The sequence below is a fragment of the Paenibacillus sp. P4_A7 genome (assembly GCF_056402455.1).
In genome coordinates this window covers 1-22,673 of the sequence record NZ_JBFUHJ010000041.1, presented here as the reverse complement: position 1 = coordinate 22,673, position 22,673 = coordinate 1, and the positions used below count along the sequence as shown (strand labels likewise).

18 protein-coding genes are annotated in these 22,673 nt (G+C 46.3%); all 18 read right to left on the bottom strand.

The window, feature by feature from the left end; translation table 11 throughout:
* Positions 1-57 precede the first annotated feature (57 nt).
* The gene (locus tag AC1DWN_RS08845; protein WP_477558534.1) at positions 58-792 is read right to left on the bottom strand and encodes a ThuA domain-containing protein; all 735 of its coding nucleotides are present in this window, start codon (positions 790-792) and stop codon (positions 58-60) included.
* Positions 793-808: 16 nt separating this feature from the next.
* Positions 809-3,202 (bottom strand): alpha-glucuronidase family glycosyl hydrolase, encoded by a 2,394-nt coding sequence (locus AC1DWN_RS08840; RefSeq protein WP_477558533.1) that lies wholly within the window; start codon positions 3,200-3,202, stop codon positions 809-811.
* Between the two features lie 56 nt (positions 3,203-3,258).
* On the bottom strand, positions 3,259-3,870 hold the full coding sequence (locus AC1DWN_RS08835) for an SGNH/GDSL hydrolase family protein (protein WP_477558532.1): 612 nt from the start codon (positions 3,868-3,870) through the stop codon (positions 3,259-3,261).
* A gap of 40 nt (positions 3,871-3,910) precedes the next feature.
* Positions 3,911-4,774, bottom strand: a complete 864-nt coding sequence (locus AC1DWN_RS08830; RefSeq protein WP_477558531.1) for a phytanoyl-CoA dioxygenase family protein — start codon at positions 4,772-4,774, stop codon at positions 3,911-3,913.
* Positions 4,775-4,838: 64 nt separating this feature from the next.
* Positions 4,839-5,462 carry a histidine phosphatase family protein gene (locus tag AC1DWN_RS08825; RefSeq protein ID WP_477558530.1) on the bottom strand — a complete coding sequence of 208 codons (624 nt, stop codon included), beginning with the start codon at positions 5,460-5,462 and terminating at the stop codon, positions 4,839-4,841.
* A gap of 12 nt (positions 5,463-5,474) precedes the next feature.
* A complete protein-coding gene (locus AC1DWN_RS08820) occupies positions 5,475-6,296 on the bottom strand; it encodes an endonuclease/exonuclease/phosphatase family protein (protein WP_477558529.1) in 822 nt (273 codons plus the stop codon).
* The gene (locus tag AC1DWN_RS08815) at positions 6,274-7,173 is read right to left on the bottom strand and encodes a polysaccharide deacetylase family protein (protein ID WP_477558528.1); all 900 of its coding nucleotides are present in this window, start codon (positions 7,171-7,173) and stop codon (positions 6,274-6,276) included. The genes AC1DWN_RS08820 and AC1DWN_RS08815 overlap by 23 nt, the downstream gene beginning before the upstream one ends.
* Before the next feature lie 82 nt (positions 7,174-7,255).
* Complete coding sequence (locus tag AC1DWN_RS08810; RefSeq protein WP_477558527.1) at positions 7,256-8,296, bottom strand: metallophosphoesterase family protein; 1,041 nt, start codon at positions 8,294-8,296, stop codon at positions 7,256-7,258.
* 38 nt (positions 8,297-8,334) lie between these two features.
* Complete coding sequence (locus tag AC1DWN_RS08805; protein WP_477558526.1) at positions 8,335-9,258, bottom strand: metallophosphoesterase family protein; 924 nt, start codon at positions 9,256-9,258, stop codon at positions 8,335-8,337.
* Entirely contained in the window at positions 9,255-11,393 is a 2,139-nt protein-coding gene (locus tag AC1DWN_RS08800; RefSeq protein ID WP_477558525.1) for a ligand-binding sensor domain-containing protein, read from the bottom strand. The genes AC1DWN_RS08805 and AC1DWN_RS08800 overlap by 4 nt, the downstream gene beginning before the upstream one ends.
* Positions 11,394-11,468: 75 nt before the next feature.
* Positions 11,469-12,839: an extracellular solute-binding protein gene (locus tag AC1DWN_RS08795; protein WP_477558524.1), complete on the bottom strand. Its 1,371-nt coding sequence runs from the start codon at positions 12,837-12,839 to the stop codon at positions 11,469-11,471.
* A 124-nt stretch (positions 12,840-12,963) separates the two neighbouring features.
* Positions 12,964-13,962, bottom strand: a complete 999-nt coding sequence (locus AC1DWN_RS08790) for a carbohydrate ABC transporter permease (protein WP_477558523.1) — start codon at positions 13,960-13,962, stop codon at positions 12,964-12,966.
* A gap of 6 nt (positions 13,963-13,968) precedes the next feature.
* Entirely contained in the window at positions 13,969-14,847 is an 879-nt protein-coding gene (locus AC1DWN_RS08785; RefSeq protein WP_477558522.1) for a carbohydrate ABC transporter permease, read from the bottom strand.
* 5 nt (positions 14,848-14,852) lie between these two features.
* Positions 14,853-17,165 carry a DUF5696 domain-containing protein gene (locus tag AC1DWN_RS08780; protein WP_477558521.1) on the bottom strand — a complete coding sequence of 771 codons (2,313 nt, stop codon included), beginning with the start codon at positions 17,163-17,165 and terminating at the stop codon, positions 14,853-14,855.
* A gap of 15 nt (positions 17,166-17,180) precedes the next feature.
* A complete protein-coding gene (locus AC1DWN_RS08775; protein ID WP_477558520.1) occupies positions 17,181-19,331 on the bottom strand; it encodes a YIP1 family protein in 2,151 nt (716 codons plus the stop codon).
* A gap of 52 nt (positions 19,332-19,383) precedes the next feature.
* Positions 19,384-20,259, bottom strand: coding sequence for a carbohydrate ABC transporter permease (locus AC1DWN_RS08770; RefSeq protein ID WP_477558519.1), 876 nt, complete (start codon positions 20,257-20,259; stop codon positions 19,384-19,386).
* A gap of 5 nt (positions 20,260-20,264) precedes the next feature.
* Positions 20,265-21,188: a carbohydrate ABC transporter permease gene (locus AC1DWN_RS08765; protein WP_477558518.1), complete on the bottom strand. Its 924-nt coding sequence runs from the start codon at positions 21,186-21,188 to the stop codon at positions 20,265-20,267.
* A gap of 5 nt (positions 21,189-21,193) precedes the next feature.
* Positions 21,194-22,673, bottom strand: a 1,480-nt coding sequence (locus AC1DWN_RS08760) for an ABC transporter substrate-binding protein (RefSeq protein ID WP_477558517.1), incomplete at its 5' end; no start/stop codon positions are given.

Below are 22,673 nucleotides of genomic sequence, written 5' to 3'. Positions count from 1 at the left end.
ATTACCCGCTGTTCAAAGTTCTTCAGCCTTTAAACGACATGGTTTAGTTTAGTTGAGCTATTTCTTCTCGTTTGGTACAGGTTCAAGTGCAGGAGCAGGTCCGCCAAAAGTATAAGGCGGTTCCATACCCGGATCTGGAGCTGCCCATCGAACCGCATTAGATATCACCTTGAGAATCGTCGGATCATGGAATGTTGGATACTTCTCGTGACCCGGACGGAAATAAAAGATTTTCCCTCGTCCACGCTGGAACGTACAGCCGCTTCGGAATACTTCTCCGCCTTGAAACCAGCTCACGAATACTAGCTCATCTGGCTCTGGAATATCGAAATATTCCCCATACATTTCCTCTTGCTCGAGTTCAAAATAGCGGCCAACACCGCGAGCGATTGGGTGGCTCGGGTTAACAACCCATAGCCTTTCCTTCTCATCCGCCACTCTCCATTGCAGGGAGCAAGTAGTCCCCATCAATTTCCTGAACACCTTAGCGTAATGGCTGGAATGCAGCGCGATAAAGCCCATCCCGTCCAAAACTCTAGCACACACCTTATCTACAACTGCATCATCTACATCGTCATGACGACTGTGCCCCCACCATATGAGCACATCTGTATCTTGCAGAACTTCATCTGTAAGTCCATGCTCAGGCTCATTAAGAGTTGCCGTCCGAATAACATAATCCTCAGCCGCAATACCATCTGYGATAGCACCATGCATCCCCTTCGGATAAATGGCCGCTATACGTTCTTTCCGTTCATGATGGAACTCATTCCAAATGGTTACTCTAATCATGTTTATAGCAGCCTCCTCAAGCTTCCATTTGTCGGCTTGGCATAAGCCAAATTTCAGCAACACTTAACCGTTTAAAGCCACTCGTACGCTCGATCGTCAGCTTCAGCTTGCCGTTAGATACAGCCTCTGGCGGGATCTCGCACTCTCGTATCGTCACTGTGCCGGATTCGACGAATACCTCCGCATCAAGATTAATGCCTTCGCCTGCGGTCAACCTCGCCCAACAGTCTCTTGGGGTGCTGCTGCTGTTTGTATCGCCGATGTAGGCTACTTTTACGGTATATGGAATACTTGGATTTAGCCGGTCGTAATGTACGATTATTGGCGTATCCAGAATAACAGTCGCATTCGCGACCCAGGCGAGCGGGATACCACCTAGCTTCCTTTGCCGTTCCGCTGACATCGAGAGCAGAGACATGGAATGTCCTATTCTAGGCGAGGACAAGTAGCCTGGATCACTCTGCCAGCCGGATCCGGGATCAACTCGTCTTATGCCGCCATAAGAACCAAGATGGTCATAGAAACCTGCTGGTCCTGGGTTCGTACGATTTAGCATTCGATCGATCATCATAAGCCGCACTTCCTCAACACTTTCCTCCCGGATAAAGGAAAACTGTACACTCAGCCAGCGAACATCGTTCAATGGCGCAAGGATCGCGTCCATAAATGCTCCTCTTCCTTGTGAGCGAGCAAAATGTCTAAAAACGGTTAATTGATACCCAATATTAAAGAAGAGTTGATCAGCTAATTCGTCGCAGCGTTTGTGGTAATCCTCTGCCACTAGCTCTGTCTTAGCCCTGCCGAGAATTTGCTCCGCTTTTTCTATCGCTTTCTCACTGCCGAGAATGGGAGCTGCGCGCAGCATCTCCTTCGCAGCGGTCTCAAGCTCTGTCTCATATATAAGCCTGCGTCTCGTATAAGCGTCGAAATATGCTCGCAGCAAATGCATCTGAAATCGATAATGATTCCGCATCCTAGGTGCTGCTTCTTGTTCCATCTGCTGCCATTGCCTTAGTGTTACATCTACTCTTTCATTTGTAAGCAAAGGGCCTACCCAATTCTCTTCCAGGGAGAACAGCCCTTGAGTGACTGCTTCCGCCTGCCTACTGCCAAGGAACAAGCCAGCATAGTCACGAAGAGTATCCTTTACAGCTGTCTTTGGGTTCCATTCCTGATCTAACCAGATGAATTTGTTGACATCATCATTTATCCCTTCGGAATAACAGATCGTGCCATCCGCATACGGTGCGAGAACATTATGAATATGCTTCATGGCAGCCGGCTGCGGATTACAGCTTTCTCTTCCTAAAGTAAGGACAAAGGCGGTATCCCATTCCACAGCAGGATACTGGCAATGATACGTGTGAGTAATATCCTCATAGCGCCTGATTGGATACTGCGCAGGTATTTGCTCTCTTAAAATCGGCAGCGCAACATCAACATGTGGACCGAACACAATTCCTCCTAGCCAATCCGGCTTCCTATTAACCTGATCATAGAAAGCAGTCATCCATTTATTCGTTTCATAACGCATTACTTGTGGTGAGAGCCATATCTTTGCCTTTGGATGATGGTTCTTTAATAAACTAGCAATTTGTGCTGTCCATTCGAACAATGGTTCCGGCTCTAGCTTCCCAGGATCGCTCCCAGGAATGAAGATCGCCTTCAGGTTGGGAATACTGCGGAATATTTCTTCCCTCTCCGCGAGCTCAGCTCGAATTGAATCCGGATTTGAATAATCATCTCCCATATTCGGATACCACAGCCATGTATCCAAGCCATAACTGTCTATTACTTCCGCAAGCTTCACCATCATTTTCATAGGCTCCAGCTTCATTACTGGGCTAGTGGGATGATCATCCGTGCGCGGCGGCAAAATTTCGATGCTATTGGCTCCAAACAAGGCAAGCTCCCGTATGTAACGATCGAACTGATCAACAGACCATGCGTCGAACRCATTATTTTTGGGACGGTAGCCAAGCTGATGCCCCCTAATAGCTGAAGCCGGAGCCGTTACAATATCCAAAGCCTCATCAAGCTCTAAAAGATTGTCTTCCCAGCGGAGGCAGCGAAGCAGCTTGCCTACTCCGTACAGAACGCCACGAGCATCTGCCCCTATAATGAAGACAACGTCGCGATGCTCTTCGCTGTACGTTTTCAGCATATAGCCTTCGGGCTGTAAGGTCGGCAATGGATCCGGCAAGCTGATTCCGGGAATGAGTTGCAGGGACTGAATCGTCCCTACCGCTATAACCGTATCGAACAGCTTCGGAAATACCGTAATACGATTTAGCTTAATTCCGGTGCGATCTTGCACTTCTTCTATTAATACGTCAATCGCCTTAGCCTCAGGTCCCTTCGCATATTGGGAACTGACTATCGTTGCATTCGATAGTTTCATTGCTGTCATACATCCTCACTCCTTGCCAATCGATTATCACTTATCGCTAATCAGCTCTAATCCCACTACCATACGAATCCGACTGCTTTCAGAAAAGCTCTAGCAATCGCCATATGGCCCACCCTTTTCGGATGAACGCGATCCGAAGCAATCGCGCCCGGATAATAAACCTGCATTAACTCATCCATAGCGGATTGCGTGTCTACCAGTATTGCGTTATATTCCATCGCAAGCCTCTTAACTGTAGACGAGTATTCATCCATTCTGATTCGCATCGCATCGTTTTCATTTGATTCCATATAATAAGGGGTCATTAGAATGAGTCCCTTTAGCCCTTCTCGAACAGATCCGATTAACTCCCGCAAAGTGGCCTCGTATTCATCTAGATCCACCGCATGAGATTCTCGATCCGGTATGCTGAATTGTCCCCATACATCATTGATGCCAATCATGATCGATAGCCACTCCGGACGATGATCCAGCACATCCTCCTGCCAACGACGCTTAAGATCGCGAGACGTATTGCCGCCTATGCCCTTATTAATGACGCCTATACCGAGTTCAGGATAGGTACATTGAAGCAACGCAGTTACACTGTCAACATAACCGCCGCCTTTAGGAGCTTCAGTAATCGAATCACCGATCATGAGAAGTCTATCGCCTTTCTCAAGCAGCATCACTATCAACCCTTTCCCTTGATTAATTGCAGCTCTTATTTCACCAAGGATCAAGACTCAGCAACTTGCGGCCAAGCTGAGTTAATTGAGCTGGCTCTTYACTCATCTTCGCTTCCCAGCCGCGAGGATCGACCGCCATTTGTGCAGGTCCCTTGCGCTCTCTCCAGCATTCGATGTCCGCAGTTCTCTCGCCACCTGATTGGGGAGCTGGAGACATGGTAATATATTGAGCGAATCTCGGTTTTGTATTGTAGTTTTTTCCATTTCCGTGAGCAAGCATATAGTCCCAAATCAGAAGATCGCCTGCCTCGCCTGGTATGGGAACCACCTCGTGCCCTGTAGTATCAGGTTGATAGGGGTTTCTATCTGCTGGCTGTGACGCAATCCATTGTTCAAAGTCGCGATATATACTTGGAACACATTGAAATCCGCCCTGATTTGCTTCCGTATCAGCCAAATACAATACACCCTGAACTCTACGCGGTCTTGGCAAAGGGAAGCTCAATTGAAAGGAATCAGCATCCCAATGAATAAAACCGTGGTCAAACATTTCTTGCCCTTCTCGCACTGGCGGCTTCATATTCACCCTGTCCATGGATACCCATAACTTGCTCTCATCCAATAATTGTGCGAAAGCCTGGTAAAGCCTTGGATGCTGCCGGTTATCCCAAAGTGATTGGTGATTGTACAACGGGATCATGCCGTCATTCTGATGCTTCCAGAACGTATCCATACCTGTAGGAGGCTGATACCAGCTATCTGCATCATCTGGATTCTGACCGGTAAAAGACCATATGGTCTCTATAACCGCATCACATTGCTGCTTAGGCACTGCATTCTTAACAACGACATATCCGTTCGTATAAAAAAATTCACGCATTTCCTCTGTTATAACCTTTTCCATTTCACCACTCCCAATCAAAATTGGATGCTAGAAACTTCAAATAGCAAACTTCAAATCACAAACTTCAAATAACTTTATCGATTAATCCGGGCATTGCTGGCCCGATATAACGAATGTCCAGCTTGCCCTGATCGAGGCCTAGCCACCATATACAGGCATTTGCTCCATAGGGACGCAGGCTTTTCGAATACTCAAGTCCGAGCGCAGCCAGCATCATGCGGCGATTCAAGGCGCCATGTCCAACAAAAGCGACTCGCTCATTACCCGAAAATTGGCTGCTCAATCGCTCTAGCAAACGCTTAGCTCTAAAATAGCCCGTCTCGGACGTTTCTTCTCCAGGACAATGCCATCCAAGCGGGTCTGCTACCGTTCCCTCAGCAAACCTAACTTCGGGATACATGTCTGTTAAGCTATCTGTCGTCGGTCCCCGATAACCTTCCTTGGTCCATAATTCATGTGCATCAAGCCATACTTCTATTGGAAGACCAGATGCCTGCGACAATGGCTGGGCCGTTTCAATAGCTCGCATTAACGGACTCGAGAAAATGTGGGTCAAGCCGGCTTCTGCCATACATTCCGCCATGTTTGCCGCTTGATTACGCCCCAGATCAGTCAAACCGCCATCAGCAAGCGGTGTCTTCGACAGGTTCGTCACGGACTCGCCATGACGGATAAGAAACAGTTCCATAATTGTTTCCTCCTAAAATATCAACTTTGCTAGCACGGGATAATGGTCAGACGGATATTTACCGCCTGGTTGGTCACGGATGATCGAGACATCTTCCACACGCGCTTCCGGGCTCACAAAAATATAATCGATTGGCTGGCCTTCTGATCCACCTTGAAATTCATGTATGGATAAACCAGGCGGCGTTCGCATGATAGAATAGGCGTCCTTAAGGTCACATTGGGTTCCATCATCGTCTGGTACGCCACGCAGAAAGTCGATCACCGAATTTCCCGGCTCTGCATTCATATCACCAGTCAATATAGCGGATAGCCCTGTTCGTTCATGATGCTCTGAGAGACGCTCCCAAAGCATGCGGATGCCATGCTCCCTGGCCAACTGACTAGTGTTATCCAAATGGGTATTATAATGAAGAAACTCATATTGAGGTTTGCCTTTAACCTTAAAATGAGCCCATGTGCAAATCCGATTATGGGTTGCTCCCCAGCTTTTTACATAAGGTCCCAGAGGCTGCTCGGACAGCCAAAATTGTCCCCAGTCCACAACATCGAGCTCATTCTTCCGATAAAATATGGCGTTGTACTCACTGGCAGTCCCGCCTTTCCTGCCTTCCCCGATCCAATCATACTCTGGAAGCCGCTCTTGCATATCGGTCATCATTTCGTGCAATCCTTCCTGTGTACCCGCCACAGTTGGACGATATTTTTTCAAAATATTTGCTGCAAGATCTTTGCGGAAGGTCCATGCGTTATCTTCATCATGTGTAGTTTGAAAGCGCAGATTAAATGTCATAACAGAAAGCTCCAACCGTTTAGCCCCCTCTCTGATACTCACGCAGCAATCTCCAGTTAATCAAATGAATATTTCGCTCGAGCAAAAAGTTCCTCATCTCTTCATCGCGAAACAGCTCGAATTCCATTTGTCTTTTCTCCCATTGACTCGTTACTGCCATCAGCTCATCCGTAGCTTTAAAGGGATGAATGATCACTTCAGAGATGCCCGGCTTCATCTGGCCGAGTAAATCCATCATTTTTTGTTTAAAGGAATCATAGGTCTCATCCTGTTCTAAGGAGTAACGCAGCCCGAGCAAATGATCAATGAGTACAATTCCTTTACTGTCCGCGTAGCTCACTCGTTCCTCATAATCTGCTTTCATGGCTACAGACATTTTGACACCTTGGTCGCCGATATAGCGCGGCATACGAAGTGGAATCCGGAATTCCTCGCATAATTCGATTGCTTCTTTAAGAAAATCTCGTCCCCTCGTTATCCCGTAGATACTGCCCATATGATTGTCCAGATGCGTCGGATCGACTCCAAGCTTATAGCCAAGCAGCACCTGATTACGCAGCTCCATTTTTACCTGTTCGGAGCTCGCCCTCTCCTCTACTTCAAAGCATTTGGCTGGAAAATAACCTGCATCGGTAATTAGCGTATCCACGGCAGCATTTCTCGTAACCGGTCCCCATTTATAATGCTTCCACTCACTGGTTAACGTCAGATGAATGCCTATGTCGAAGTGCGGATTCTCGGCAGCCGTCTTTGCCGCTTCCATGGCCCATGGACAAGGAGTCATTAGCGTGGCTGACGATATCACGCCTTCATGTAGCAAAGTGATGATTCCTTCATTAGCTGCATGACACATGCCGAAATCATCTGCGTTAACGATCAACAACCGATCCGTTTCCTTGTAGCCTAATTTCTTGAGCATGAATATGAACCTCCTTCAACCGAACCTGACTGCAGAGTCTCGCATGCTTAACTGTTGAGCGTTGTATGGGCTAGCAAGCAACTCAGGTTGCTTGGACCGCCTGCGTTGACGTTGGCGCTGACTCCTGAGCTTGCGTTTGCGTTGACGTTGGCGCTTCCGATGGCGGCCGCGGAACAGGTGGCTTGCGGCCTTCCGCCACATGCTCCGGTTGTTCGCTCACGACCGAGCCGTCTGCCAATCGAAGCCATGTATCAAATCCACGTTCGCCTTCGCGCAGTTGGATAACCCTCGCACCACGAGTGAATTCTTGTTCTCCTACTGTATTGAAGCCTCCTGCTCTTCCGTAATAAAGCTGTATGCCATACAAATCGCCGCCATAGTCGTTCGTATGATCATGACCGACGAATGTTCCCATGATGTCCCCCATCTGCTTCATCGCCGCGAACATACCTGTATTTAGTCGAGGACAGCCTACATTTTCGTTCTTACCGCCTCGGCACAAGTGAAAATCCCAAACATCGTTATATTCTGGAAGTGGAATGTGGAAAAAAGCTACCGCTGGCAGCGGCCCTTGGTTTATTTCCGTCAGCCTCCCCGATTCCTGTATATACCAATCTATTTGATTGCGCTCGAGCCATGCGTAACTTTTTACAATCTCTCTGGGTGCTGCGCAGCCTGTATCCAATACATAAATGGCCGCTTGCAGCTCCTGACCAGCCGAGCCCGCCACTGTCATTACATAATTGCCGACTCCAGTCACGTCATCTGGCCCAGCCTCTGCCAAACATAAATCACGTTGCGATAGAGCATCCATCATCTCTCCACGCGTATAAACATCATTCTCAGAATCATGATTACCGAATGCAAAAGCATAGGGTATCGCATATTTCTCTGGCAGTTCAAGTATGTCCAGCAGTCGCTTCAGAGGATCTGAACAGCGATTGCCTTTCACTRCATCGCCGGTAAACACGACGAGATCTGGTCGTTCCGACTCTAGAACTGCTTCGATTACGGCGAATGTACGAGCATCCTCCTGCCCTTCTTCTTCCACATGCAAATCAGCGATTTGCACAATCTTAAATGTTCCGTCTTCGCGAAAACGGAGTACTGGCTTCGTTCCCATATTCACTTTAACCTCCCATGTATTCATGTTCGTCTTAGTTACTTATTGGGCCTTTTTCCCGGCTGCTGATCAACTACCGTTCCGTCATCTAAGCGAAGCCAGGTATCAAAGCTCCGCTCGCCTTCTCGCAGCCGGATTATTCGAGCACCTCGCTGGTAACCAGCTACTGAAGAACTGTTAAAGCCGCTGACCCTGCCGTAACATAGTCGAATTCCGGCTAACTCTCCGATATAATCGTTGGAATGATCATGACCGACGAATGTTCCCATCACATCACCCCGCTCCGCCATTGCGGCAAATAAACCCGTATTGAACTGTGGACAGCGAACCTCGGTTAGGCGGTTGCCGACGCACGGACGAGTATTCCACACTTCCTCGTACTCCGGTAATGGGATATGGAAAAAAGCAAGCGCAGGTACTATATAGCCATGCTCTTCTTCAAACGCCGCAGACTGCAGGGTGTACCATGCCTTCTTATCCGGATCGATCCATTCTCTCCGCTTCTCTTCACCTACCCCCTCAGGGGCATTGCACTCACTATCAAACAAATATAGTACCGTTTCAACTCTGGAAGAGTGTGAACCGGAAATAGTCAACGTGTAGTTACCAGTCCCGCTTACGTCCTCCGGGCCGGCCACGGATAAGCAAAGCGGCCTCTCTGATTCCATAGCCATTAGCTCTTGCCTGGTGATGCTGCCACGTGAATCGTGATTACCGAATACGAACGCATAAGGTACATTTACTTGTTCAGCAAGCGACATTACCTGTCGAAATTGAAGCTTCGGATCAGGTCCCCGGCGAATTTGATCCCCCGTAAAGACGACCAAATCCGGCGTTTCCCACTGCAATATCTCTTCAATTAATGTAAGCGAGAGTAAGTCTTCCGGCGTAGCTCCGCCGTTGTGAACGTCGGCGAATTGTACAATTGTAAATATGCCGTCGTCACGAAATTTCAAATTCATACACTATGCTCCGCTTCCTCAATTAATTTCCAGTATCTCGCGAGCCAATAAGGATGCAAATATACAGTACCGTCCTCGAGCAAATAACCACTCCCGCTGTCGCAAATGTATGGCGTCTTATCCCAGCGATGGACTGGCCTTTCCTCGTACTTCAGCGGTTCCGACAACAGATGGTAACCTCGCTTCACTAGTTCCTCATTCATTTTTACGTCCGCCCTGTTGCTGTTGACGACCTTCCAGTGAATGAAATCAAGCGGCATAGCTGCTAGCGTTTGCACGGCTTGTTCTATATCACAAGCCCTTCCTGTCAATGCCCCGTATACAGCATTCCAATATGGGCTATGCTCCCGTCGCTCGAACTGCCAGTGGTGCTCCAGGCTCATTAAGTATAGAGCGCGCAAATCAGGATCCGTCTCATACATCAGCAGAGGCACATAGACATGGAAACCGAGATTATCATCAATGCTCGACGCCTCACCGAGATAGGTCCGTTTCTGCTCCAAAGTATTCATACCGTAGTGGTGACGAGTAATAATGTCTTGGTATATACGTTCGTACTTCTCGTCCCCGGTAATATGAACCGTTGTTTTCAGAAAAGACAGCAGTTGCAAGGAATTAATCCCCCGCTGATCAAGCCATTTCGCATCTCCGTTCAGTTTGTCAGGTGTCCATACCGCCCATGTTGTTGGAGAACCGTCGATATCGGTCAAGCAATAATCATGCTTGATCACATGATCCATAATCTCGCGAACCACTGTGCGGACAAGAGGCTTATCATCCTCGGATGCCGCTAAATCGTAATAGATGGCATATGCATGTAAATGACCGGTTAGCTCATCGCTTGATGTATCACCCTTCCACTCCCATTCGCCGTCCCCAGAAAGCCTCCACTCCGGATTAACTTTATGCAGACCGAACTGAGCTTCCGTTTTGTGGCGAACCGAGCGTGCGAAAAAGCCTGGACGACCTGTAACCTCAAGCAGCTTCATCAACGCATGAATGGAACGTTTTGCTTTGTCCCTAGCCCGCTCATCTCCAGTAACTGCATAGCGATAGCTTTGTGCCGCCGCGTAGTCAGACGTCCAGAGACCATCATTATCCGAGATGCGGACGTTCCCACTCTCGATATCCCCCTCAACCGTCAATGTGCGGCGAGTGACAAAATCAAATCGGGTTTCGTAACGCTCAACCATTCGGTCGAAATGATCAGCCTTTTCCTCTAATGACATCAATCGCGTGGATAACCGGCTTATTCCTCCAGCCGTAGCGAACCATGCAGTTCCATCCGATTCAATTGCAATTGCCCTTACATTGTTGTCCGGCATATATCGCTTGGAGGCAAAATATGTGGTTTGACCATCCTGAAGTCGAATCGCCCCACATGGCGTGCCGAACCAGCGTGAGCCGTCCTCAGCAAACGTGATGGTCCTTATATCCTCACAAGCAATGCCCTTAGAGCCGTTTAATACATAAAATAAGTTCGCATCATCATGAATGCATATCCCTTTGTCGGTGCCCATCCACAGATGACCCCATCGGTCTACTGCCAATCCGCGCAGATCATTGCTGACGATTGCTCCATCCTCTGCACGGATACGGAACCAATGCGGCCGTTTGCCAAACAGCGCGAGCAGTCCCGAATCAGTTGAAGCATATACGTGTCCTCCGCCAAGCGAGACAATATCACGAACTTGCTCCGATTTTTTGAAATAGGCGATTGTCCCCCATACACCGTCAACTAAGCAATAGAGAACATCATCCGACGCTGCCCACAGCTTACCGTCCTCATCATCTGCAAGAGCTACAACCCTAGCTTCCAGAGACGTCTTCCTCCACTCGCCGCGCTGCAGTCCGTAAAGACCATCACCCGCAGACACCCACAATGTCCCATTTCGATCTGTATGCATTGCATTAATCGATATAGCTGGAGGATTATTCGCTCCTTTATCAGGAACAGCCTCCCATCGATCACCGTCCAGATAGGCCAAACCCTGCTCTGTTCCTGCCCATACTGTGCCTGCCGCCAAAGCAATTCCTGTTACATCATCTGATGGCAATCCTTGCTGAATCGTATGAAATGTCCGTTCAAATTGCGGAAACTTTCCCAGCCGCAAAGTCATCTTGGTCTGCTTCACTCGCATTCATCCCTTCGTTTAGAAAATGCCGGACAGAAAGTAGTACTCTCTGCCCGGCTTTGACATTTGAATGCGTTATTTCCCAATCTGAGCTAAAATCTCGCTCTTCCGGTTTGCAAGCTCCCGTTCTATTCTTTCTTCGATCTGTGTCAAGGCTGCGCGTGAATCCTGATTGTTTTTCAACATTTCTTCCAGCACTTCTGAGAAGATGTCATCAGCTTCTTCGTACAATGGAGTACGCGGCGACATCACTGTTTTTTGAACGTAATTAATTCCAAATTCAACGCCGTTTTGATTGTCAAGTCCAGGTATTTTCATCTCCGCAATAGAAGGAAGCGTCCATGATGGTTTATACGCAGGAATGTCTATAAATTTGTAAAAGAGCTCAGCAGCTTCAGGGGCAGTCGCTGCAAATTTGACATATTCATAGGCCAATTCCTTATTTTTACCTTGCGAAGGGATGGCATAGATATCCATTCCCCAACCTTTTGGATTTCCAAACGGAATTTCAGCCAGCTTCCATTTCCCGTACTGTCCTGCTCTGCTTCCATCTTGCTCATAAACGCTATCAAATGAACCAAGCGTATTAAAGTAAGTGATCATTGTTCCATTGTTCATCGCTGCTTTGATCTCGTCGCTGGATCCATCTAAAACAAGTCCCAATTGATTAGCTCTCTTCAAATAATCCAAGCTTTTCACATAGGCATCTCCGGTGCGGATATAGTTCAAATCATTATCAAAATAGTTAGTATCCGGTAGAGAAAGGTTCACCACTTCATCAAAGGATCTGAATATATAAAGGCCTTGATTTTTCAATTGAACTGCCGCTTCAAAAAACTTTTCAGGGTCGRCAAACAGTGCAGCTACCTCTTCAGGCTCACTTGGCAGCCCATTCTGTTCAAAAATATCATAGCGGTAGGCCATTGCGTATGGTACATAGGTGATTGGCAGGCCAATCATAGATTTACCATCCATGGAGATCGCTTGATTCCAAGCAACTTCTAAGAAATCGCCTTTCATATCACCTGCACTGTAAGGAGCGTCTAGTAAATTCTCCAATCCGTCCATCGCTCTGAATTTCCAATAATGAGCTTGTGATAATGCTAGAACGTCTGGAGCTCCAGTACCTGCAGCCATCGCAACGATTGCAGCATCCTCATGATCATCTGGTGCATTGTTTGTGATTTTAACATTAGGATACTTTTCCATAAATGCTTTATCAACGTCAGAATTGCTGCCCCAAATGTCGAGCGTACCTGAAAGTTCTTTCGTGTCTGCCGGCGGTTCCGGGTCAGTCTTCGTTCCTGCATTTGTAGCCGCATTTGTAGCTGGAGTCGTATTTCCTTTATTTGTATTTTTACCAGGGTTATTATTTCCGTTGCTGCACGCGACCAACACACTGAATACGAGCATGATCATCAAAGAAATTTTTACATGTTTACTCAATTCTCTCGCCCACCTTCTTTAGTTTTTGGCAATACTTGAATTGAATCACTGTTAAAATCATTCTTAGTTGAACTTTCTCAATTGCTATCGCTTTGCGACGCCCGGCATTCCCCCTAATCGAAATTTACTCTCCTGCAATGCCTGACCGCTCTACTCCTTCAACAAAATGCTTCTGTGTATATAAATACAGGAGCAAAATGGGCAGAATGGTCAGGAGCGCAGCAGCCATCCTTTTCTCAAAATTGGTCGGAAGCTGACCGATATTCTCTTTCGTATCTTCCAACTTTTCATTCTGGGCACCAATATTTTCAGCTTGAAAAGTAGAGAGAGATTGATTCAGCGTATGCATACTTGCATTGTTCACATATAAATTAGGGAAATAGGAATCGTTCCAATGCCATACGATTGAGAACAATAAAACAACAAGTACAGCAGGCTTCGCCATAGGCATCATAATGGATGTAAATGTACGAAACGCTCCGGCTCCGTCGATTCTAGCTGCTTCTTCCATCTGATGAGGCAAGCCACGGAAAAACTGCATGAATACAAGTACAAACAAAGCACCGCGCAGCCCGTGACCGAACAAGTTTGGAACAAGAATCGGATAATACGTATTCAACCAACCGAGTTTAGCTCCAAAAAACAAGTACAAGGGTACGACAATCGTCTGCGGCGGAACAAGGAATGTAAGCAGCAGCAAAACCATCAATAACGAATAGCCTGGGAAACGATATCGCGCAAAGCCATATCCGGCGATGGAGCAGCCAATTAATTGGAATAGTGCACCACCAACAGAAACGAATACGCTATTGGAGAATGTCTGTAAGTAATTCATCCTCTCAAAAGCAAAAGTGAAATTTTTCATGCTGAAATTTTTTGGAATCCATTGCACGGTGCCATCAAGGATGTCCTCTGGTGACATAAGAGATTGACTGATCAAGAACATGACTGGATACACGAAGACGAAAGAAAGACTTAAGACGATAATGTAATGCAGAAGCGGACTTATCATTTTGCTTAAACGAAGTAATACTGTTTTTACCTTTTGTTTGCTAGTAGGCAACGTAAGCTCTGTGTCCTGCGATCTGGGGGACAACAGTTTGGTCACGGTCACTCCCTTCATACTGTTTTACCTCCCCTCTTGCGACAAAGCGCTCGTATTGCGGTACATGAAGAAAACGATGGCGATTACGAACAAAATCATAGTCGAATAGATCCAGCCTAATGCAGCCGCGTAGCCAAAGCTTAATTTAATGAAGATCTGATCATATATAAATCCCATCATGCTGTTGGAGGCGTTAGTAAAGGAATCTACAATAACAAACAATGTACTTACGAGCAGCATAGGCATCAGCATGGGAAAAGTAACCTTCCAGAAACTCTCCCAAGCGGTCGCTCCATCACACTTCGCTGCTTCGTATAGGGAAGGCGATACCGTCTGCAGCCCAGCAAGCAGAATAAGAATCGGGACACCGGCTCCCCACATGACGAGTGATAACGTATCCATCATAGCGAGCAGAGGATTCAATAATTGAATAGGAATAAAATCCGCTAACGTCTCTTTCAATCCCGCTTGCCGAAAGATCGGCAGTGTCGCGGCCCCCTGCTTCATCAAGGTAGTCAGAGCTTCTCCAGAGGCTACAATAACCGGGAGGAAGAAGATTCCACGGAACACCGCTTTGCCTTTCGCAGGACGATTCAAGAGCAACGCGCAGAACATAGCAAAGATCAGAATAAGCGGTGTCTGAACTGCCATTGAAACTAATGTTCCGCGCAAAATCGGCATCATCTCTAGATCAACTGTAAAAGCGCTGCGGAAATGCTTCCATCCTACAGGTGTTGCCGCCAATTTCCCTGACGACAACTTCAAATCCTGAAACGAATAGATAATGGATTCGACGAGAGGATACGCCATAAAAAGCGCGAATCCAATGACCCAAGGCAATACGAATGCATAGCCTTCCAGCGTTCTCTTTCGGCTTAGCGACAGACCTAATCGGTTCTTCATCGTCGTTACTCTCCTTTCCCTGACCAAGCAAAGCTGCCAGCTTCTATCCTTGTACTCTCAACCGTCTTTGCTTCTGTACCATAGTTAACAAAAATACTGACACCATTCTCAAATGTTGTCCGATACAAACCTTTCTCAAGCTGTTCATGATTTATAATTGCCTTACCCGCTACTTGGTTCAGTACAGCTTCTGCTTGGTTATACAGTTCTGCTGCTGGCTCAAGCCAATCATGAACATCAGAGCTGAGCAGCCCCTCAAGTGGGGTACGCTGCAGATTCGAAGAATTCTTATAGGTTAGTTGGTAGTACGGGAGTGCCCCATATTCCAGCATTCGAAGCATCTCATTTTGCGGATTTACCCCCAGATTGCCCGCTTCTCCGTAATAAGGAACGAGTCCCCGCAGAGCGATCTGATAGAATGGTATTGTAGAGCCTTCATATATAAAATGACTGGAATCCATTGGTGCATTGACGATTCGATCTACATACCCGAATGTGTAGGCTAACCCATAGTCAACACTGACCTGCCCCACTTTTGTGCGTACTGCCTCCATCGCCTCGCGCCAACTAGCAATTGTATCTTTGCGATATATTGGCGAGGATTTTCTCAAGTCGGAGTAAAGCTCCTCCCCCATATAACTTAGATGCAGTCCATCCACCTTTAATTTCTTGAATTGATTCAGCTCAGCCTTCAAATATTTGTTCACAGCTTTATCAGGATTCAATAGATGGAATGATGTCCCTTCTTTCACTTGCATGGTAGCAGGATCCTGCTCATAGAACTTGACCGGCTGACGTGTCATACCATGAATCGCCTCTTTTGAAGCATTATAGGAGCCGCTTGGTATGAACGGCTTCACATAATTAGCATCCAGATAAAGCTGAACATGTTTGGATTGCGCATACTCGATCAGCTTCTTAAGCTCCGTTGTTCCCCCTAAACCTTTCGCCACCGGGAACTGGACAGGCTGCTTGCCGAATACCCCTCCATCTGACCAGCCCTCAATGACGAGCTCCAGCTGCTGAACTCCCGCTGCGGAGAAACGATCGATAATTTCACGAGCCTGCTTGAACGTGGTCATGGCCAAATAACTGCTGCCAATAATTTCATCTCTCATCACGCCGCCCACTAGATGAATACGGAGCGGACTTTCCTCCTGAACCACTTCCTTAACACCCTGCTCATTCATCAAATAATTGCGGTAAACACCTGCCATGCCCACGTATTCACTTTCTTCTCCTTCAAGAAGCACATAACGAACTGTTCGATCGCCGATTAGCCTTGCCCCTTGCAAAACTGGAATAATTCCCGAATCTCCAATGAAGATCATGTCGCTGCTCCGATATTTGAACTCAACGGAAGCCCTGTATAATGGAACATTCTGAAATCCGGATGGAGACGCGATAATATTCGCATCATGATCGCCAGCCGTGATAATGGCTAAGAAACCTTGATTTTCGCGATGGATGCCTACGATTGGAAGAGCGACCTTCTCTTTTGCGTAAGGGTAAATATCTTCATACTCTTCTTGCATGACTGACGCCTTAATATTTGAAGCGAATGCCGGGTCAACGCCATAGACGGATTGATAATATCGGTCAAAATATTGCAAATGTTTCTTTTGAAATTCAATCAATGCGCCTGATCCATCCGGAATTACGATATACCCTTCTTCATCAGAGCTACCTGCGTCGAAGTAAGGCATAGGTTCGATACTAACTAGCTTGCATTTGGCCCATTCCTTAATAGAAGCTTCAGGAATATTAACCTCTAATCCTTCTGTAGAAAGTCGATATTCCAATGCAAAGCTAATACCTAATGATTTCACCTCGTAAGAAACCTTTATTCCACCATCAACTAGAGTTGGTGTAAGCGTTCCTACTTCTTTAACCAAATCCGACAATACCGCCTCTGACCCCGACGAATAGCGAATCTGTACCTGCTTTTGGACCAGAGCTTGCTGTGCGGCTGTAGACCCTTCAGCCAGCTTTGGTATACTCGACCACTGCTCGCCAGTGCTCTTATTTTCAATCGTTATTGCGCTCGTCTTCTCATCGTAAACCAAACTGAACTTTTCATTACTGGCCACTTCGCGAATCGTTGCAGCTGCTGCTCCATCAAATCCGGTTATTTGAAGAGGCCCCTTGTCGTTATTTTCTACGCATACATTACGGGATGTCTCTGTAATACCAGATGCTTTCCTCAACCGATTATCTTCATTCCTAGCCTTATAATAAATGTCGTACCCGACAGCCGTAGCCAGCAAAGAGCCGAGCAACAAGACATGAATGCTGATCTTGATGATCCTTCTTAGCATGCTCTTCACTCCTTTCTAGAGTCTAAAGCTCAGCTCTTGAATAATGTTCAGTACAAATTGATAAGCTTGATACATGAGTCCGTAAACCAAAATGACAATGAACCACATAATTAACATACTGATTATCGAAAGGATAAGGATGAGAATTAATTTATAAAGCGTAAAATCATGCAAAATCTTAACCTTCATAATAAGTAGGAACGCTATCCACAGATACATGAAGCCTGTGAGAAAGACGTAGACGGACATTTCCTGCAAAGACAAGAATCTACTCAATAAAGAGATAGGAACCGACAAGATTATGAATGGTATTAGCGCATAGGCACTGCCCACCAACACCTCTTTAAATTTCCCTTCCCCGTCCTGAAGTGTACTGATCGCCCAATTCGCCACAGACCACGTCAGCCAAAGGATAATGATCGAGAGCCCCTCTGTTAGGAACGAAATTTCATAAGCTTCCCGTCGTTGAAACAAAAAGCTGGAAATTGACAAGCTCAGCATTCGGCATATAATGACCGCAGCTATAATAATGAGTGCATCTCTTCTTTTTGCTCGTCCCGGCTCCTGCAAATTATGAAAAAAGTCGATCGGATGAACCAATACCTGACCTACATTATGGAAGAAATCCAATACTGGCTTTCGCTTAACCTCTGTTTCTTCCAAGCTAACCTTGTAGTAATTTTGTTGTAGCTTTCTTTTCCGAAGGCGGAGTCGATCGAGCAATATTTTCAATAGAAAAACGATCAGAATAATTCCGATAACAAACCATATAAAATGCTCACGTATAAAGTTTTTTCTTAATTCCAAAAAGGACATGGAGTACTCGTTGTAGGCTCTCGAAGTATGTAAATACTCCGTGGCTTCCTTGTATTTCTCTTGCTTATGCAAGGATTTTCCAATGGCTGTGTAGGCCAGCATATAGTTGCTATTCAAATTGAGAACTTCCATCCATGGTTCCTGAGCTTCCTCATAACGTCCTTCTGAGTAAAGCACAGAGGCTTTATGGACCAAACTGCCGAAGTAGGTTTCACGATAACGGTCAATCCGGTTCCTCGTTTGATCAGCTATTAGAATAGTACCGTCAGAGGAGATGTCTATACTGGATGGTGTGATCATCAATCCTTGCTGGTTCCCAAGACCCCCGAACACAAACAGCAAATTACCGAGTTGATCATAATGAAACGCTTTGCCTGTCATCTGATCAAGTGCCGTTATAAATCCTCGCTCATCAACCGCTACACCCACAAAGACGGGGGTGCGCATAACCGTCTCTGACGTTACCCTCCATTCATCATCCGTTGATAGCTTTGTAGTCGTTTGGAAGTGGAGATCTCCGTATATGCCTTGTGCACCTTCTTGGGCGTTTAATACATCGACACCAACCGCGCTCAATCGTTTCACCTGCTGCGTATCGATACCGACTGTTGTCGTGTAAACGAATCCTTGATTGTCCCTGAACAGATCGGAGAAAGCAGGAGGACGTGTCAGTGCCATCTGCTTTCTTTGTTCCTGCGTTGCAATCAGTTTTGTAATAATGCGAGTGAAGCTGAATGGAACGTGATTGGCGCCAAAATAACCCATAAATTTCCCTTCTGTATTGAGCTGAAGCAGTCCTTGGGTCAAGCCTTCTACTACAATAAACATATATCCGAACTTATCCAGTGTTATCTTTGCAGGTAGAAATTGAAACTTAGCGTCCATTAGTTTGCTATCAGGAGACTTATATTCACGAACAAGCTTCCCATCAGTTGCAAACACAGCGATTCTTTCGTTGTTCGTATCAGCGACGTATACGGTTCCATCCTCTGCAGCATATACACCTCTTGGACCGTTCAACTTACCTGCTCCATCCGGGTCTCCGTAAATTCGAAGCAGCTTGAGATCCGGACTTAAATGAACGATACGATGATTGTCTGTGTCCGCAATATAGATGGAATCGTCAGCCGCTACGAACAGATCCTGTGGATTTTTGAAGGTTCCATACTCTTCCATCGAACCGTCGATTGAATCCACATATTCGTACCCGTTAATAGACGGAACCGTATTTTGTTTATGATTATAAACATATCCCTCATAGGGGGTCGACGCATATGCAGCCATAGGTGCCGACCCTTGCAGCACGAGGAGCAGAGCAAGCACAACCGCAATGTATCGGGTATATTTCATCGCAATGCCTCCCAGAAGTTTGCGTAGCAAAACTCACTTCGTAAGCATGATCTCATGCTTTAATTCCTGAATGTGCCATGGTCTCCATGACTTTGCGTTGAGTCACAATAAACATGATGAGTGTAGGAATGATCATCAAGAAGCTGGCAGCAGCCACAGCACCGACCCTCGCAACTTGACCCGCTCCTCCGCTAATCGTGCTAATTACATATGGCAAGTTTTTTAACTGATCTGTCGTTGTATACAGCATCGCTGCACCAGAGTCATTCCAAGCGCTGATGAAGGTAAGCAACGTCATCGTCGCAATAGCCGGCTTCAACATCGGCAGTACAATCCAGAGAAATGTTCTCCCTTCCCCCGCTCCATCGATTCGTGCGGCTTCGAGCAAAGCATCCGGCACCACATCAAGGAATTGCTTCATCAAGAACAATCCGAGCGGCGCTGCGAGTGGTGGTAGTATAAGTGCAAAATATGTATCCATTAAACCGCTTCTTGACATAACGATATATTGAGGAATTTGTGTTATTTGCGGGGCAAACATCAGCGCCACAATGACTAATCGGAACAGTGGTTCACGGAACGGCATCGTCTTATGCTTGCTGAGTGGATACGCTGCCAATGCGCTGATAAAAACCCCTGCGACCACTATGATCAAAGCTACAAACACACTATTAAATACATATCTGGAGAAAGGAACGATCGATGATTCTGCCGCTGCGAATAGATCGATAAAGCTTTGCATGGTTGGATTCATGACGAAAAATCTCGGTGGGAACAAGAATAGCTCCGGTAGGGGCTTGAATGCCGTTGAAGCCAGATATACTAATGGCATGAGCATCAGCAAAGCGAATGCGGACATTAGTATATAAATGAAAATCCCGCTCCAATCCGTACGTCTTCGATTGACAGTTGTACTGCTGCTAGACATACGAATCACTCCTTTTCCCCGAGGATATTAAAAATAATCCGATTCATTCCAAGCATCATAAGGAACAATACGACAGCGATGGCAGACGCATAACCTAGGTCAAATCGGATAAAAGCAAAGTCTTTAAGATGGTTCATAATCATATGGCCTGCATATAAGGTGCTGGGAAACCCGGCTAATTGTTCAGTAACCTCAGCGACCTGCAACGAGTTTACAATGGTTAATACAGCGCCGAACAATAACATAGGCTTAATTGATGGCAGTGTAATATACCATAGCTCTTGCCAGCGATAGCGAACACCATCAATTTCCCCTGCCTCATATAAATCCTTGGGAACGTTCGCAAGTCCGGCGAGAAAGGCTAGAAAACCTGTCCCCATACTCATCCACAGCGATACGATGATTATAACCGGCAGAATGGTATCCACGTTTTGCAGCCAAATAAATGGTTCATTCAAGATCCCAAAGTTCATTAGCCAATAATTGATCATCCCATATCGATCACCCGAAAATAGGTACAGCCAAACGACGGACATCGCAACAGAACTCGTAATCGCTGGTGTGTAGAAGCAGAGAGTATATAGAAAACGATATTTTTGCGGGATTTGACTAATTAACCATGCAAGAATAAAAGACATGAAATACCCTATCGGTCCGGTAACAATTGCGAAAAGCAGAGTATTGCCTAATGCCTTTAAGAAAATATCATCTTCAAGGAATAAGTTCTTATAGTTTGTCAGCCCGATCCAGCGGGGAGGCTCAAGGATGTTGTAGTACGTCATGCTAAAGTAGAGCGCAGCTACTACTGGGACAATCGTAAAGATCAAAAATAAGATGAAGAACGGTGATAGGAACAAAAAGGAGGTACGATGGCTGAATATCCGCTTCCATATGTTTGGCTGCTTGGTACGAACGGCAATTTCACTCAATAGTGCTACCTCCCTTTGTTGCCCATATCCACCACAACGGGTGAATCGAGTCCGAATTCTTCACGCTTCTTATCAATCTCACGATTGATCTCCTTAACACCGTCTTCCAATGCTTCTCGAACATTTTTGCCCTTCAATACAACCTCACTCCAGATGTTATTAATATACCTCACCGTATAATAATCTCCTGGAACAATCTCACGCTCTTTGAACCAATCCCATTGCTCTAAAATCGCGTCGATGTCTTGCTTCGGCCATGGGAGATTCGTCAATGCTTCTACATTGGCCGTATTCCAGCGCGCCTCGACTCCCATAATGGCTTCCAGTTCTGTTCCAAATCTCTGCTGAACTGGTGCACTGGTCCACCATTTCAGAAACTCCCAAGCTTCCTCTGAGTGGTCGGTGCTCTCGAAGATAATTCCTGTTTGCGATGCTCCTCCTACTGATCGGTCAATACTGCCATCAGTAGTTCGCATTCCCGGAATCGGGACCATCTTCCAGCGTCCTGTAAGCTCAGGGGCGGTAGTCATTAATTGTACATACGTGGAATAATCAGCAACACCAATCGGAATTTCGCCTGTACGAAACCGGTTGTAGAAATTAGCTTCCCGGCTTATATTGAAGTTCGTATACAAACTGGTCCATAAAGAAGCCGCCGCTAACGCTTCCGGTGAATCAAGAGCAGATGCCGTGCCTTCATTTTGATAAAACTCTCCTCCATTTTGAAACAGGAAGGGAGCGAACTCATTAGCAGCTGAAGCTTGTGTATGTGGATAGTAGAAATCCATCCCTTGACGCTTCAATGTAGGAATAATCTCCATAACGTCATCCCATGTTTCAGGAATCTCTGTCATTCCCAGTTCCTCCATAATATCTGTTCGGTAGAACATCATCGAGAAGTTCTGGTTCTCAGGGAGGGCATAATTCCCAGACTGATACTTGTAAGGAATTAGGGCGCCCGGTCGGAAACGTTCAGCTACTTCTTCATAATCCGGATATTGATTCAAATTTTTCAATCCGTTACGTAAGGCGAACTCTACAGGAATTCCAGCCTCTACTCCAAGAGCGACATCTGGCTCCTTGCCTGATGTAGTAGCCAACATCAGCAAATTCATTGCTTGTGAGGGTATAATATTGATCTCGACTTGAATGCCAGTTTTTGCAGTAAAATCTTCATCAGCCAGCTGCTTTATAATCTGTACCCAGTCCCGTCCACGGGCGACCCATACTTCAAGCACTCCATCTGCATTGACGGAAGTTGAGCCAATTTCTGTATAATCCTTAACAAAGGAAGTGAAGAAATCTTGTGTTTCAACATTTAGCTTGGTAAGCATCCCAGCTGTTGCGGATGGCCAAGGGCGCTCGGGAGACTTGATAACCAAATAATCAAGCTGCAATCTCTGTTTACTCATGGATGTAATCCAACTGCCGACAGCCGATTGTATATCCGAAAGGCTGCCAATACGGCTCGGAATGGTTCCTGGC

What these genes read in the sequence shown, in the direction of transcription:
- AC1DWN_RS08835 (WP_477558532.1), bottom strand. Translation starts at nt 3,870, where the DNA reads ATGCTGCTTGAGAAAGGCGATAGACTTCTCATGATCGGTGATTCGATT.
- AC1DWN_RS08825 (WP_477558530.1), bottom strand. Translation starts at nt 5,462, where the DNA reads ATGGAACTGTTTCTTATCCGTCATGGCGAGTCCGTGACGAACCTGTCG.
- AC1DWN_RS08815 (WP_477558528.1), bottom strand. Translation starts at nt 7,173, where the DNA reads ATGCTCAAGAAATTAGGCTACAAGGAAACGGATCGGTTGTTGATCGTT.
- AC1DWN_RS08805 (WP_477558526.1), bottom strand. Translation starts at nt 9,258, where the DNA reads ATGAATTTGAAATTTCGTGACGACGGCATATTTACAATTGTACAATTC.
- AC1DWN_RS08790 (WP_477558523.1), bottom strand. Translation starts at nt 13,962, where the DNA reads ATGAAGGGAGTGACCGTGACCAAACTGTTGTCCCCCAGATCGCAGGAC.
- AC1DWN_RS08785 (WP_477558522.1), bottom strand. Translation starts at nt 14,847, where the DNA reads ATGAAGAACCGATTAGGTCTGTCGCTAAGCCGAAAGAGAACGCTGGAA.
- AC1DWN_RS08780 (WP_477558521.1), bottom strand. Translation starts at nt 17,165, where the DNA reads ATGCTAAGAAGGATCATCAAGATCAGCATTCATGTCTTGTTGCTCGGC.
- AC1DWN_RS08775 (WP_477558520.1), bottom strand. Translation starts at nt 19,331, where the DNA reads ATGAAATATACCCGATACATTGCGGTTGTGCTTGCTCTGCTCCTCGTG.
- AC1DWN_RS08770 (WP_477558519.1), bottom strand. Translation starts at nt 20,259, where the DNA reads ATGTCTAGCAGCAGTACAACTGTCAATCGAAGACGTACGGATTGGAGC.